A 15,261-nucleotide genomic window follows, 5' to 3' on the forward strand; every position below is an offset into this window, starting at 1 on the left:
CCCCGCGGCGCGGACGGCGGCGGCCGGGGCGGCGACGGCCGCCGCGGCGGCGCCGTACAACTGCTGCGCACGGTGCTGCTGGAGAACGGCGCCCTGAGCGGTCTCGTCGTGCTGGTCGCCGCGCTCGCGGTCCTCTCGCCGGACTTCCTCGGTACGCAGAACCTGCTGAACGTCGGCGTACAGGCCGCCGTCACCGCGATCCTCGCCTTCGGCGTCACGTTCGTCGTCGTCGCGGGCGGCATCGACCTGTCGGTCGGCTCGGTCGCCGCCCTCTCCGCGATCATGCTCGGCTGGACGTCGACCACGCAGGGCCTGCCGGTCTGGCTGTCGGTGCTGCTCGCCGTCGGTACGGGCGTGGCCTGCGGACTCGTCAGCGGCGGGCTCATCGCGTACGGGAAGCTGCCGCCGTTCATCGCGACGCTCGCGATGCTCTCCGTCGGGCGCGGGCTCTCGCTCGTGCTGTCCGAGGGGACGCCGATCGCGCTTCCCTCGTCCGTAGCGACCGTGGGCGAGACGCTCGGCGGCTGGTTCCCCGTGCCGCTACTGGTGCTGCTGGTGATGGGCGGCATCACGGCGGTGGTGCTCGCCCGTACCTTCAGCGGCCGTGCGATGTACGCGATCGGCGGCAACGAGGAGGCCGCGCGGCTCTCCGGAATCCGCGTGCGGCGGCAGAAGCTGGTCATCTACGCGCTGTCCGGCGCGTTCGCCGCGGTCGCCGGGATCGTGCTGGCCTCGCGGCTCGCCTCGGCGCAGCCGCAGGCCGCCACCGGGTACGAACTGGACGCCATCGCCGCCGTGGTGATCGGCGGGGCGAGCCTGGCGGGCGGCGTCGGCAAGGCGTCCGGGACGCTCATCGGCGCACTGATCCTCGCCGTGCTCCGAAATGGTCTCAATCTGCTCGAAGTCTCGATTTTCTGGCAGCAGGTCGTCATCGGGGCAGTCATCGCCCTTGCGGTCCTGCTCGATACACTCCGTCGTCGCGCATGAGCGCTGCGCGCCGCGAGGCAGCACGAAGTTCGTTCCACCTCCGTCGATCGCAAGGAATGCAGCACATGAGCAACAGCAGGAGAACGTCTGCCGCGGTGACCGCTGCGGCGCTGATATGCGTGGCCGCCACGGGATGCGGCAGCGGCTCGGGCAAGGGGGGCGAGGGCAAGGACATCAAGCTGGGCCTGGCCCTCTCCACCCTCGACAACCCGTTCTTCGTGGAGATGAAGAAGGGCGCCGAGGCCGAGGCGAAGGCGCAGGGCGCCACGCTGAACGTCCAGGACGCGCAGAACGACGCGTCCCAACAGGCCAACCAGATCCAGAACTTCACCAGTCAGAACGTGAAGTCGATCATCGTCAACCCCGTCGACTCCGACGCGGCGGCGCCCTCGGTCAAGGCGGCGGACAACGCCGGGATCCCCGTCGTCGCCGTCGACCGCACCGTGAACAAGGCCAAGGTCGCCACGACGGTCGCCTCCGACAACGTCACCGGCGGCAAGAAGGCCGCGCAGGAGCTCGCGAAGCAGCTCGACGAGCAGGGCAGCATCCTCGTGCTGCGGGGCCAGCCGGGCACCTCCGCCTCCCGTGAGCGCGGCGAGGGCTTCATGTCCGCGATCAAGAAGTACCCGGACATCGAGATCGCCGGTAAGCAGTCCGCCAACTTCGAGCGGGCCAAGGGCCTCGACGTCACCACGAACCTGCTCCAGTCGCACCCCGATGTGACCGGCATCTTCGCCGAGAACGACGAGATGGCGCTCGGCGCCGTCAAGGCGCTCGGCGGCAAGGCCGGCAAGCAGGTCAAGGTCGTCGGCTTCGACGGCACCCCCGACGGCTTCAAGGCCATCAAGAAGGGGACGCTCAACACCTCGATCGCCCAACAGCCCGCCGCGCTGGGCAAGATGGCGGTGCGCAACGCGATCCGCAAGGTGCAGGGCAGCAACCCGGACAACGAGATCAAGGTCCCGGTCATCACCGTCGACCGGAAGAACGTCGACGAGTACTCGTGACCGGTTTCCATTCCCGTACGCGCCTGGCCGGCTGAAGAAACGACAAGCCGTCTCGCGTCTGTCGCCCGCCGGACGACACGGTCGGCGGGCGGCAGGCGACGGGCGACGGGCGACGGGTGGCAAGCAGCGAGCGACCAGCGACACGTGACGGACAACAACCGAAAACCGGAAAACGGAACCGAAGAAGGAGCTGCCCTCCGGCATGAAGAAGTCGGGAATCCTCAACCGCCATCTCGCCGGTGCCCTGGCCATGCTGGGCCACACCGACACCGTCGTCGTCTGCGACGCGGGCCTGCCGATCGCCGTGGGGCCCCAACTGATGGTCGTCGACCTCGCGTTCCGGGCCGGAGTGCCGCCGTTCGAGGAGGTGCTCTCCGGTCTGCTGGACGAGCTGGAGATCGAGGGCGCCATGGCCGCCGACGAGATCGAGGAACACAACCCCGAGACCCATGCCCTCCTCAAGGGCCGCTTCGACACCCTGCACCTCGTCCCGCACGAGGAGTTCAAGGCCCGTGCGCGTCATGCACGCCTCGTCGTCCGTACGGGCGAGGTCACGCCGTACGCGAACGTGATGCTGAGCTGCGGGGTGCCGTTCTAGCGGGCGGGCGGACGAGGGACGCGTGACGGAGGCGGGCGGGCCGACCGGGGTGAACGGGGCCGACGGGCCCAACGAGGCCGGTGGCACTGCCGGTTGGCCCGTCGCCGCGCCGCTGACGACCCGTCGGCTGCGCCTGGAACCGCTGCGCGCCGGGCACGCGGCGGAGGCCTTCCCCGTACTCGCCGACGCACGGCTGCACACCTGGACCGGCGAACGACCGCCCACGCGCGGAGAGTTCGAGGCCCGCCTCCGCCGCCAGTCCGTCGGCCGCTCCCCGGACGGCACCGAGGGCTGGCTCAACTGGATGCTCCGCCTCGCACCGGACGGCCCGCTCGTCGGCACGGTGCAGGCCACCCTGCGTACGAGTACGGAGGGTGCCGGGGCCGGCGGCTGTACGGCCGAACTCGCCTGGGTCGTCGGCACGTTCGCGCAGGGCAACGGCTACGCCCGCGAGGCCGCGCACGCCATCGCGCGGTGGCTGCGGGACCGGGGCACGGACACCTTCACGGCCCATATCCGTACGGGCCACACGGCCTCCGAGTCGGTCGCCCGAGCGCTGGGCCTCTCCCCCACCCGTACGGTCGTGGACGGGGAGATCCGCTGGAGCGGCCGGGCCCGCTGAGGGCGGCCGGGGAGGCCGGTGCCGCCCAACTATTGCTGGTGCGGGGTTGTTTGACGCGGATTATGATGCTGTTCGACAGCTCGAACGGGTGCCGTGGGGGCGGCGGGGAAACCGGGGGGTATGGGGGATGGGTTACGTTCTGCCGGGCTGGCTGGATGAGATTCTGGATTTCATCGGGATCAACTGGCCCAACGTCGATGAGGACGACTACCGCGAAATGGCCGACGCCATGCGGGAGTTCGCGGAGAAGTTCGAGGGTCACGGCGGTGAGGCCCATGCGGCGGTCAACCGGATTCTGGCCTCCAGCGAGGGCTACGCCGTCGATGCGTTGAAGGACCACTGGGGCAAGGTCAAGGGCTCCCATCTGGACAAGGTCCCGGAGGTCTCCCGGCTGTTCGCCACCGCGTGTGACGTGGTCGCGGACATCGTCTACGGGATGAAGATCAAGTGCGAGGTCGAACTCGGGGCGATGGCGGCCTCGATCGGCATCGGTATCGGTCTGTCGGTGGTCACGGGCGGGTTGTCGGCGCTGATCGGTGCGGCGGAGACCGCGGCGATGCGGGAGTTGATCCGGCGGATCATCAAGGAGGCCGAGGAGGAGATCGTCGCCCGGCTGCTGGCCGAGGTGACCGAACCGGTCACGGGCAAGCTGGAGAAGATGACCGAGGACATGATCCTCGATCTGGCCGACGACGCGATCCACCTCCCGCCCGGCGACACCGGTGGCGGCGGAGATGGCGGCGGCGGGGGCGGTCATGACGGCGGTGGTCACGGGGGTATGAAGCTGGCCTCCGCCGACGGTCCCTCCACCGGCGGCGGTGGCGGTCCCGGCGGTGGTGGTGGCCGGATGCGGATCGATCCGGACGAGTTCGACAACGGTGCGGAGAAGCTCTCCCGCCACGGCAGCGATCTGCACACCAACTCCCTTGCCCCGCTGGGCCGTGCGAAGGGCGCCTTCGGCCGCACGAAGGGCCGTGATCCGTTCACGCAGGCCTTCGACAGCGTCCTGCACGGCGCGTTGGACGGCTCGGAGAAGGCACTGAAGAAGGTCGCCAAACACGTCGGCGAGGGCGTTCCCGGCGGTGTGCGCTCCATGGCCAAACGCCACCGCGACAACGAACACAACGTCGCGGACTCGATGAAGTCCATCACCTCCCGCGGCGACGGCAAAGGCCCGAACGGCCTGCCGGGCGGGCGCAATCCGGCAGGCAAGAACGCCTCCGGCAAGGACAAGCCCCCGTCCCCGGAGCTGTCGGCCAAGGGCCGTAACGCGGGCGACAAGTGCCTGGGCGGCGACCCGATCGACATGGCCACCGGCGAGGTCTTCCAGCACCAGACCGACCTCGAACTGCCCGGCGTCCTCCCCCTGGTGGTGGAGCGCACCCACATATCGGGCTACCGCAACGGCCGTTTCTTCGGCCCCTCCTGGGCCTCCACCCTCGACGAACGCCTCGAAGTCGCCGACGACGGCCACGAGTTGTGGTGGCACCGCACCGACGGTTCCTCGCTCAGGTATCACCACGCCCCCGACATGATCGGCGAGCAGGTCCACCCGTACGAGGGTCACCGCATCCCGCTGACCTGCGTCCAGGGCTCCACCGCCTGGGACTTGGCGGTCACCGACCCCCGTACGGGTCTCACCCGCCGTTTCCTCCCGCCGGAGGACGGCACCCAGGGCATGTGGTGGCTCACCGAGATCGAGGACCGTAACGGCAACGGCATCAGCATCGACCGCGAAGCCGACGGCACACCCACCGCGATACGCCACGACGGCGGCTACCACGTCGAGACCACCACCGACGACCGTCTCGTGACGGCGATCGCGCTGCGCACGCCCGACGGGCCGACCCGGGTGACGTCGTACGCCTACGACGAGGCCCGCAACCTCACCCACATCGTCAACTCATCCGGTCTGCCCCTGGTCTTCGGCTACGACGACCAGCACCGCATCACGTCCTGGACCGACCGGAACGACTCCACCTACCAGTTCCTCTACGACGAGCGCGGCCGCGTCGCCCGCACCGTCGGCCCGGAGGGCTACCTCTCCTCCCGGCTGGAGTACGACACCGCCCAGCGCATCACCCGCTACACCGACTCCCTCGGCGCAACCACCGCCTACCACCTCAACCACCTCGGCCAAGTCATCGCGGAGACCGACCCGTTGGGCAACACGGTCCACAGCGAATGGGACCGCCACGACAACCTCCTCTCCCGCACCGACGCCCTGGGCCACACCACCCGCTTCGAATGGGCCGACAACCACACCGACCTCCTCGCGGTCCACCGCCCCAACGGCACCACCACCAGGACCGTCTACAACGACCAGCACCTCCCGGTGGAGATCACGCTGCCGGACGGGGCGGTCTGGCGACAGGAATACGACGCACGCGGCAACCGCACGGCCCTGATGGCGCCCGACGGGGCGGTCACCCGCTATGCCTACGACCCCTCGGGGGCCGTGACCACCGTGACCGATGCGGCCGAGGCACAGACCGACATCACCAACGACCCGGCCGGACTGCCCCTCGTCATCACCAATCCAGCGGGCTCAGAGACCACGTGCACACGCGACGCGTTCGGACGCCCCATCGTCATTACGGATGCCATGGGAGCGGTCACCCGGCTGGAATGGACGATCGAAGGCAAGCCCTCTCGTCGCATCGCCCCTGACGGCACTGACGACGCCTGGTCCTGGGACGGCGAAGGGAACTGCCTCAGGCACACGGACCCCAACGGGAACGCGGCCCAGTTCGAATACACCCACTTCGATGTGCTGGCGTCCCGCACCGGACCGGACGGCGCGCGTTACGCGTTCACGTATGACACAGAACTCCGTCTGACACGCGTGACCAACCCTGATGGTTTGGCCTGGGACTACACCTACGACCGATGCGGTCGGCTGGTTGCCGAATCCGACTTCGACGACCGGGAAGTCACCTACGTCAACGACGAGTCCGGACGTGTGATCTCACGCACTACGCCCTTGGGCGAGGTCATTGATCTCCAACACGATGCCCTTGGCCGCCTGATCGCGAAGAACGCAGCCGGGGCGGTCACCCGCTATGCGCACGATGCCGCCGGTCGCCTGGTGGGAGCGGCATCGCAGGCGTCTGCCGTCACTCTCGAATACGACCTCGTCGGGCGCTTGGTGGCGGAAACAGTCGACGGCCGCACCAGCCGGTACACCTACGATCAGACGGGCCGCCGCACCTCCCGTACAACGCCCACGGGTGCAGTCAGCACTTTCACCTATGACGCGGCGGGGAACCGCACGTCCCTGTCCACCGACCGGCATCGCCTCGACTTTCTCCGTGACGCCAACGGCCGGGAGGTGGAACGCGCCTTCGGTGCGGTATGCCTCACCTCTGCCTGGGATCCTCTCGGCCGACTCGCTCGCCAAGACCTGACCGCCAACGCCCATGCCCGCAGGGCTCGTTCCTACGCCTACCGCCCTGACGACAACGTCACCTCGATCACCGATGAACTCACGGGGACCAGCCAGGTCATGGAGCTGGACGCGGTGGGGCGACCGCTTGTGGTCACGGCCGACGCCTGGCAGGAGTCGTACGCCTACGACAAGGCCGGCAACCAGACGACCGCCGACTGGCCAGAAGACGCAGGCCGTGGTTCCGCACGTGGGGCACGTACCTACAGCGGTCACCAGATCGTCTCCGCGGGTTCGGTGCGCTATGAACACGACGCGGCTGGGCGCATGACCCTGCGCCAGAAGAAGCGGCTATCGCGGACGCCCGAGTCCTGGCACTACGAGTGGAACGCCGAGGACCGGCTCGTAGCCTGCACCACTCCCGACGGGGCACGGTGGACGTACACCTACGACCCACTAGGCCGCCGCACGGCGAAATACCGCCTGCACGAGGATGGTTCCGTCGCCGAAGCGGTCTACTTCGCCTGGGACGGTACCCGCCTCGCCGAACAGTCCGAGACGGCTACGGGTGTCACGCTCACCTGGGACCACGACGGACACCGGCCCTTGACTCAGTACGAGCGCAAACACCTTTCGCAGGGCGAAGTCGACTCCCGCTTCTTCTCCATCGTCACCGACCTTGTCGGCACCCCGACCGAACTCGTCGATGAGACCGGTGACATTGCCTGGTACACCCGTACCACCCTTTGGGGCAATACCACTTGGAACAAGGGAGCGACCGCATACACCCCACTTCGCTTCCCCGGGCAGTACGCCGACGCCGAGACCGGGCTGCACTACAACTACTTCCGTCACTACGACCCCGAGACAGCCCGATATGTCTCTCCTGATCCCCTCGGGCTGGACCCGTCGCCCAACGCAGTCGCGTACGTGGACAATCCCCTCGTCTGGTCCGACCCCTTGGGACTGGCGCCGACTCCTCCGGGCGGCTGTCAGAACGGCTCTTCCCGGTGGAACGAGGATCAAGACGACTCGGCCGCTGCGGGACGTTACGCGCGTGACCTGGCCGGTCAAGAGTCGAGGAACAAGCACGCCACCTATACCTCGGGATACGACCCGGCCACCGGCCAGGTCGCCGTGGGTTACTCTTCCAACCCGACGGGTTGTGCCGAGAGGGACGTAGAGCGGCAACTTGGAGGAAATCCTGAAACGCCTGTGTTCACAAAGGCGTTTGGCTGGCGCAAGGGGCAATGGGTCGAGATTCCCATCTGCGTTCGCTGCCAGGACCGATACAGCCCGAGTCAATTCCCGCCGGACGTCACGTGGGACAAGGGAGGTTCCTGGTGAGCAAGGAACTCTATGAGATCGAGCTTGAACGCCATTCCTGGAACGACTACTTCACGATGGGGAACCGCGTGCAGCAGGTTCCCGACGCACTGCGCATGATGATCTCGGGTCAGGATGAAGAGGAGGTGATGTGTTCCTACTGGGACCTCGAGAACGTCATCGTGGTACAAGGACAGCTCTTCAGCGCGGCGGAGCCGGCGACATCTGTTCTCACGGCGGCCCTGGCCGGTGACATCTCTCCGGACGCACGTGACGCGGTGATGGAACTCATTCACCAGATCGTCAGGGGAACGCCTGACGAGGAGGAACTCGCGAGGGGCGACACAGAACTCGGCGAACGTTGCAGGGCACGTGCCCGCGAGGGCCTGTGGTTCTTCTATCGTGAACTGGGAAGTCGCCGACGTGAGTTGGCCGAATCCATTCTGGAGGTCGTGGAGACCGACGGACGGCGGACTGAGCAGTTCTTGAAGAACCTCCGCGGCAAAGCGATGCGATGACGTAGATCCCTTGCCGACCTCCGGGAAAAGAAATCGGCACCCGGAAGAACCCCCGTCACCGCCCCCGCCGCGCATTGAGCCGCGCCGCCTGCCGTGTCAGATGGTCGCGTTCCGCCAGGTTGGGGGCCTTCTCGGCCGCCTCCGCGTAGAGGTGTGCCGCCGTCGTCAGGTCGCCGTCGCGTTCGTGGAGGTACGCCGCGACCGCCGCGTAACGGGGCACGGTGTGCTGCCCCGCGGGTGAAGAGCCGGAGGAGACGTCGTCGTCCAGTTCGGCGAGTGCCGCGAGGCCCGCGCGGGGTCCGTCGGCCTCGCCGACGGCGACGGCGCGGTTGAGGCGGACGACGGGGCTGCCCGTCAGGCGCGCGAGTTCGTCGTACCACTCGACGATCTGCACCCAGTCGGTCTCCTCGGCGGTGGGCGCGTCCGCGTGGAGGGCCGCGATGGCGGCCTGCGCCTGGAACTCGCCCAACTGGTCGCGGGCCAGGGCCCGTTGGAGGATCGCGACGCCCTCGGCGATGGCCTCGGTGTCCCAGCGTCCGCGGTCCTGTTCGGCGAGCGGTACCAGGCTGCCGTCGGGCGCGGTCCGGGCGGCGCGGCGGGCGTGGTGGAGCAACATCAGGGCCAGCAGGCCCGCGACCTCGGGGTGGTCGATCGCGGACGCCAGTTGGCGGGTGAGCCGGATGGCCTCGGTGGCGAGGTCGACGTCGCCGGAGTAACCCTCGTTGAAGACCAGGTAGAGGACGCGCAGCACGGTGCCGACGTCGCCGGGCCGCTCGAACGGTCCCCGCCCCCTTCGAGCGGGCGAGAGCCCCTGGCCGGCGACGGTGCGCTTGGCCCGGCTGATGCGCTGCGCCATCGTCGCCTCGGGCACCAGGTAGGCGCGGGCGATCTGGCGGGTGGTCAGTCCGCCGACGGCGCGCAGCGTGAGCGCGACGGCGGACGACGGCGTCAACGACGGGTGGGCGCACAGGAAGTAGAGCTGAAGCGTGTCGTCCAGCGAGGACGCGGGCCCGGGCGCCGGTTCCTCCTCGGCGAGGTTCTCCCGCCGGCGGCGGGCGGCGTCCGCGCGGGTCGCGTCGAGGAAGCGGCGCCAGGCCACGGTGACCAGCCAGGCCTTCGGGTCCCGTACGGGGGATCCGCCGTCCGAAGAGTCCGGGGAGGCGCCGGACGGCCAGACGCGGAGCGCCTCGACCAGGGCGTCCTGCACGGCGTCCTCGGCCGCCGCGAAGTCGGCTCCGCGGCGGACGAGGATCCCGATCACGCTCGGTGTGAGGCTCCGGAGCAGAGTCTCATCGAGTTGTGGCGGCACGCGGTCACTCCGTGATGGTGGGCGGAGCGGTCAGGAAGGGACGCACCTCCAGCCACTCGTGGATCGGCTTGCCGCCCGCGCCGGGTGCGGCCGACAGCTCTCCGGCCAGTTCGACGGCACGGTCGTAGGTGTCGACGTCGATCACCATCCACCCCGCGATGAGGTCCTTGGTCTCGGCGAACGGCCCGTCGGTGACCGGCGGGCGCCCCTCGCCGTCGTAGCGGACCCACGCGCCCTCGGGGGCGAGCGCCTGCCCGTCGACGAACTCGCCGGTCTTCTCGAGCCGCTTCGCGAAGTCGCCCATGTACTGCATGTGCGCGGAGATCTCCTCCGGCGTCCACTTGTCCATGGGTACGTCGTTCACGGCGGCCGGAGCGCCCCGGTAGTGCTTCAGCAGCAGGTACTTGGCCATCGTCTTCTCCTCGGTGCCGGTGCGGCCCATTCTGGCCGCGCTCACATAGGAGACGGAGCGGGGCACGGGTTCTCGACATCGCCGACGGATTTTTTCCGCGACTGGTGGGTGGATCTTGGTCGCCCGCGCCCCCGGGCGGGCGGGGGCGGTCGCGGACGGCCCGGTCCGCGACGTTCGCGGCCCGGCGCGGAGGGGCGCACCGTCAACCGGCGTTCGGAGGCCCGGTCTTGATCAGACGGGCGAGCCGGGCACGCCGACCCTTCGGGGCTGCGTCACTTCGACAGATCGCGATGGCCGTGCCCGCTGCCCCCGCAGCCCTTTCCGCGCAGCTCGCGCAGAACCACCTCGGCCGCACCGTGACCGCCGGCCGCCAGGCCGGAACCTCACCCCGACTGGTCGTAGTCGCCCTCCTGGTAGCTCTCCTCGTACTGGTAGTCCTGGTCCTGGTCGTCCCACTGGGAGCCGTCGGACGGGCTCGGGGTGCCGTACTTCTTCTGGAGTTCCTCGGCCAGTTCGATCGCCCACTGCGCTTCCTTGATGCCGGGGATCGGCGGTGCCGAGGTCTTCGACGGGGAGGGCTTGGGCGGGTGGGTGCTCGGGGGCGGGGTCGTCGCGGCCGGTGCCGGCTTGGGCGGGGCCTTCGTCTTGGAGGGCTCCGGGGACGAGGAGGTCGCCGTCGGCAGGGGCTCGCGGGGGACGGTCGTGACGGGGGGACGCTTCGCCATCTGGTCCTCGTCCTTGTCGCCGCCCACGACGAGGCCCGTCAGCACACCCGTACCGACGACGAGCACGGCGACGCTCACGGTGAGCCGCGCCGCCATCGGGATCGCGGCGAGGGCATGGAGGGTGAACCGGGGCGGGGCCGGGGCGTGCTGGTAGGAGACGCGATAGAGGCCGTGTCCGCACTCTCCGCACGATTCGGACGCGGCAGACGATCTCGTTCCACAACGCGGGCATGTGGTCGGCATGCGCACACTCCAGAGCTGTTTTTCCGGGCACCACGGTCTGTTCTCACGCGTGCACGAGCGGAGACTAGCGCTCGGCGTCCGGTAACAGGAGTCCCCGGTGGGCAACAGTTTGCACAGACATGCGGACGTGCCCCCTCCGCAACTTCCCTGGCGGAGGGGGGAGTTGGGCCCGGCGGCCCGGAGCGCTCGGCCGTACGTACCGGCGGTGTGCACCGGACGTATCAAGCCAGCGGTTGAACTTTCAGGGGCCCGGCTGCCGTGCTCCAACGGCCGGGCCCCTGCGCCCCCCTCGGCCTCCCAGTCCCCCCGGAGAGGCCCGAGTACCAGGTAAGACATCCGGCACCCCGGAACGGTTGCACCTCTTCCGGAATTTCTTCCTCAGCTCAGCGGCCGGGCCCCGGCGATCACTTCAGGCCGATCCCGTCACGCCGTACGTGCCGTATGTACGTGCCGTACGTGCCGTTCATGCCGCATCCCGCGCACCCTCCGGCACCCCGCCCGTCAGGACGTTTCCCGCACGGCTTCCTCCGCCACGTGCCGTACGTACCTCTCGGCCGTCTCCGCCAGCACCTCCGCGCCGTCGCGCGCCCACAGCGCCGGGTTGAAGATCTCCACCTCGACGGGCCCCGAGTAGCCCGCCGCGTCGGCGAGCCGGCGGAAGTGCCGGAGATCCACGGCGCCGTCGCCGAGCTGGCCGCGGCCGAGCAGGACGCCCTCGGGCAACGGCGTGATCCAGTCCGCGAGTTGGAGGGACGCGAGCCGTCCGCCCGCGCCGGCGCGGGCGATCCCGTCCGGGGCACGGTCGTCCCACCACAGGTGGTACGTGTCGACGACGACGCCCACCTGCTCCGCGGGGAACCGCTCGGCCAGGTCGAGGGCCTGTCCGAGCGTGGAGACCACGCAGCGGTCGGAGGCGAACATCGGGTGCAGCGGTTCGATCGCCATGCGGACGCCGCGGTCCGCCGCGTACGGGACGAGCTCGGCGAGCGCGTCCGCGATCCGCTCACGCGCCCCCACCAGGTCGCGGCTGCCCTCCGGCAGGCCGCCCGAGACGAGTACGAGGGTGTCCGTGCCCAGCGTCGCGGCCTCGTCGAGTGCCGCGCGGTTGTCGTCGAGGGCGCGGCGGCGGGCGTCGGGGCCGGGGTCGGTGAGGAAGCCGCCGCGGCACAGGGAGGTGACGGTCAGCCCCGCGTCCCGTACGAGGCGGGCGGCGGCCCGCAGCCCGTAGCGCTGTACGGGCTCGCGCCACAGCCCGACGCCCCGTACGCCCAATCTGCCGCAGGCGTCGGCGAGTTCGGGGAGGCCGAGCTGTTTGACGGTCTGCTGGTTGATCGAGAAGCGGGCGAGAGCGGCGGCGGCCGTGTCCGGCGTGTCTCCGGTGTCCGTGCCCATCAGTGCGCCACCCCGTGGACGGCGAGCAGGCCGCGCATGCGCTCCTCGGCCAGGCCCGGATCGGGGAACAGGCCCAGGCCGTCGGCGAGTTCGTAGGCGCGGGCGAGGTGCGGCAGCGAACGCGCGGACTGCATGCCGCCGACCATGACGAAGTGGTCCTGGTGTCCCGCGAGCCAGGCGAGGAGGACGACTCCGGTCTTGTAGTAGCGCGTCGGCGCCTCGAAGAGGTGCCGGGCGAGCGCCACGGTCGGGTCGAGCACGGCACGGAAGCCGAGGGTGTCGCCGTCGTCGAGGAGGCGTACGGCCTCGGCGGCCAGCGGCGCCAGCGGGTCGAAGACGCCCAACAGGGCGTCGCTGTAACCGTGTTCGTCCCCGGCGACGAGGTCGGGGTAGTGGAAGTCGTCGCCGGTGTAGCAGTGCACGCCCGCCGGAAGGCGCCGCCGCAGCGCCACTTCGCGTCCGGCGTCCAGCAGGGAGACCTTCACGCCGTCGACCTTGCCGGGGTGCTGCCCGATGATCCGCAGGAAGGTGTCCGTCGCCTCGTCGAGGTCGAAGCTGCCCCAGTAGCCCTTCAGTTGAGGATCGAACATCGGCCCGAGCCAGTGCAGGACGACGGGTCTCTCGGACTGGCGGAGCAGATGTCCGTAGACCTCCAGGTACTCCTCGGGGCCGCGCGCGGAGGCCGCCAGCGCACGCGAGGCCATGACGATCGGCTGGGCCCCGGCCTTCTGCACGACCTCGGCCTGTTCCTCGTACGCCGCCCGTACTCGCCCCAACGCATGGGCGCCCGGCGGCAGTTGATCCGTACCGACGCCGCAGGCGATACGGCCCCCGACGGACTTCGCCTCCGCCGCCGAGCGCTCGATCAGCTCGGCGGCCTCGGGCCAGCCCAGGCCCATGCCGCGCTGCGCGGTGTCCATGGCCTCCGCGACGCACAGACCGTGCGACCACAGATGGCGGCGGAAGGCGAGCGTGGCGTCCCAGTCGGGGGCGGCGGGCGCCTCCGGTCCGCCGGAGCCCTCACGGAAGGGGTCGGCGGTGACGTGGGCCGCCGCGAAGACCGTACGGGAGGCGGGCGGCCGGTCGGCGGCGACCGGCGGTCCCGCGACCGCGGGTGCGGGCTCGGCGCGGGGCTCGTACGGACGCAACGCCCCGTTCTCGTCGGGCAGTCGGATCACAGCTCACTCTCCTCGAAGTGCGGGATGCGGGGGCGCGGGAGCGACGGAAGCGCGGGAAGCACCCGGGGAGCGGGAGCCGCGCGGACGCCGAACGGGCCCTGTCAGAGCGAGAGTTCGGGCACGGACAGCCGCCGTCCCTCCGCCGACGAGCGCAGCCCCAGCTCGGCGAGCTGCACGCCGCGCGCACCGGCCAGCAGATCCCAGTCGTAGGGGGTGCCGAGCACGACGTGCCGCAGGAACAGCTCCCACTGGGCCTTGAACCCGTTGGCGAACTCCCCGTTGTCCGGGACCTCTTGCCACTGCTCGCGGAAGGACTCGGTGGCCGGCAGGTCCGGGTTCCACACGGGCTTGGGCGTGCTTGAGCGGTGCTGCGCGCGGCAGCGGCGCAGGCCCGCGACGGCGGAGCCCTCGGTGCCGTCCACCTGGAACTCGACGAGTTCGTCGCGGTGGACGCGCACCGCCCAGGAGGAGTTGATCTGCGCGACGACGCCGCCCTCCAGCTCGAAGACGCCGTACGCGGAGTCGTCGGCGGTGGCCTCGTAGGGCTCGCCGCGCTCGTCCCGGCGGCGCGGGATATGCGTCGCGGCGTGCGCCTGTACGGAGGTGACCCGGCCGAAGAGGTTGTGCAGGACGTACTCCCAGTGCGGGAACATGTCGACGACGATGCCGCCGCCGTCCTCCGCGCGGTAGTTCCACGAGGGGCGCTGTGCCTCCTGCCAGTCGCCCTCGAAGACCCAGTAGCCGAACTCGCCGCGCACGGACAGGATCCGGCCGAAGAAGCCGCCCTCGACGAGGCGTCTGAGCTTCAGCAGTCCCGGCAGGAACAGCTTGTCCTGGACGACGCCGTGCCGGACGCCCGCCTCGTCCGCGAGCCGTGCGAGCGCGAGGGCGCCGTCGAGGCCGGTGGCGGTGGGCTTCTCGGTGTAGATGTGCTTGCCGGCGGCGACGGCCTTGCGCAGCGCGTCCTCGCGGGCGCTGGTGATCTGGGAGTCGAAGTAGACGTCGACGCCCGGGTCGGCCAGGACCGCGTCGAGGTCGGTGGTCCACTCGTCCAGGCCGTGCCGCTCGGCGATGGTCTTCAGCGCCAGGTCGCGGCGTCCGACGAGAACGGGCTCGGGCCACAGCGCGCTGCCGTCGCCGAGGTCGAGGCCGCCCTGCTCGCGGATGGCGAGGATCGAGCGGAGCAGATGCTGGCGGTAGCCCATGCGTCCGGTCACGCCGTTCATGGCGATGCGCACGGTTCTGCGTGTCACGGGTCGTCTCCTTCGGGTCGGCACTGCGGGTGCACAGGGGAGGGCGGGTACGCGGGTGGTACGGGGCGAACGCCGTTGTACGGGGCGGGAGTTGCGGTGGCGGACGCTGTCGGGGACCCGATGGGGGCAAGCGCTTTCCCGGGGGCCGGCGCCGTCCGCGGCTGCGTCGCCGGGGGCGAGGGCGGTAACCGGGCCCGGGAGCGGGCCCTGCCGTGGGAGCGGGAGCGTGCCCGCGAAGTGCTCATGCCTGGGCAGCCTTTCAGACCGGGGCCGGGGCGGGGGGCGGACCCCGGCGGGGACGCGGCG

Annotated in this window: 10 protein-coding genes and 1 pseudogene; 5 read left to right on the forward strand and 6 right to left on the reverse strand. The window is 70.2% G+C overall.

The features are described 5' to 3' along the window. Nucleotides 1-60: 60 nt before the first annotated feature. The 5 genes and pseudogenes from AN218_RS38535 to AN218_RS27020 all read left to right on the forward strand — a co-directional run bounded on the left by AN218_RS38535 (nt 61) and on the right by AN218_RS27020 (nt 8,443). Nucleotides 61-1,994, forward strand: a pseudogene (locus tag AN218_RS38535) (ABC transporter permease/substrate-binding protein). A gap of 202 nt (nt 1,995-2,196) precedes the next feature. Further along, nucleotides 2,197-2,592, forward strand: coding sequence for a D-ribose pyranase (rbsD, locus tag AN218_RS27005; protein WP_070019726.1), 396 nt, complete (start codon nt 2,197-2,199; stop codon nt 2,590-2,592). 22 nt (nt 2,593-2,614) lie between these two features. Next, nucleotides 2,615-3,214, forward strand: coding sequence for a GNAT family N-acetyltransferase (locus tag AN218_RS27010; protein WP_244900741.1), 600 nt, complete (start codon nt 2,615-2,617; stop codon nt 3,212-3,214). 127 nt (nt 3,215-3,341) lie between these two features. Further along, complete coding sequence (locus tag AN218_RS27015; protein WP_070019727.1) at nt 3,342-7,946, forward strand: DUF6531 domain-containing protein; 4,605 nt, start codon at nt 3,342-3,344, stop codon at nt 7,944-7,946. Then, nucleotides 7,943-8,443 carry a hypothetical protein gene (locus AN218_RS27020; RefSeq protein ID WP_070019728.1) on the forward strand — a complete coding sequence of 167 codons (501 nt, stop codon included), beginning with the start codon at nt 7,943-7,945 and terminating at the stop codon, nt 8,441-8,443. The genes AN218_RS27015 and AN218_RS27020 overlap by 4 nt, the downstream gene beginning before the upstream one ends. Nucleotides 8,444-8,498: 55 nt before the next feature. Here the strand turns inward: AN218_RS27020 and AN218_RS27025 are convergent, their stop codons facing one another. From AN218_RS27025 to AN218_RS27050, 6 genes are all read right to left on the reverse strand, one after another. Next, nucleotides 8,499-9,752 carry an RNA polymerase sigma factor gene (locus tag AN218_RS27025; RefSeq protein ID WP_070019729.1) on the reverse strand — a complete coding sequence of 418 codons (1,254 nt, stop codon included), beginning with the start codon at nt 9,750-9,752 and terminating at the stop codon, nt 8,499-8,501. Between the two features lie 4 nt (nt 9,753-9,756). Next, complete coding sequence (locus tag AN218_RS27030) at nt 9,757-10,164, reverse strand: YciI family protein (RefSeq protein WP_070019735.1); 408 nt, start codon at nt 10,162-10,164, stop codon at nt 9,757-9,759. A gap of 383 nt (nt 10,165-10,547) precedes the next feature. Next, nucleotides 10,548-11,132, reverse strand: coding sequence for a hypothetical protein (locus AN218_RS27035; protein WP_141747707.1), 585 nt, complete (start codon nt 11,130-11,132; stop codon nt 10,548-10,550). Between the two features lie 501 nt (nt 11,133-11,633). Next, nucleotides 11,634-12,524 carry a sugar phosphate isomerase/epimerase family protein gene (locus AN218_RS27040; protein WP_070019731.1) on the reverse strand — a complete coding sequence of 297 codons (891 nt, stop codon included), beginning with the start codon at nt 12,522-12,524 and terminating at the stop codon, nt 11,634-11,636. Further along, nucleotides 12,524-13,702, reverse strand: a complete 1,179-nt coding sequence (locus AN218_RS27045) for a dihydrodipicolinate synthase family protein (protein ID WP_070019732.1) — start codon at nt 13,700-13,702, stop codon at nt 12,524-12,526. Before AN218_RS27045 ends, AN218_RS27040 begins: the two co-directional genes overlap by 1 nt. A gap of 101 nt (nt 13,703-13,803) precedes the next feature. Next, nucleotides 13,804-14,955: a Gfo/Idh/MocA family protein gene (locus AN218_RS27050; RefSeq protein ID WP_070019733.1), complete on the reverse strand. Its 1,152-nt coding sequence runs from the start codon at nt 14,953-14,955 to the stop codon at nt 13,804-13,806. Between the last annotated feature and the right edge of the window lie 306 nt (nt 14,956-15,261).

Source organism: Streptomyces nanshensis (assembly GCF_001751255.1).
Classification (GTDB): Bacteria; Actinomycetota; Actinomycetes; order Streptomycetales; family Streptomycetaceae; genus Streptomyces; species Streptomyces nanshensis_A.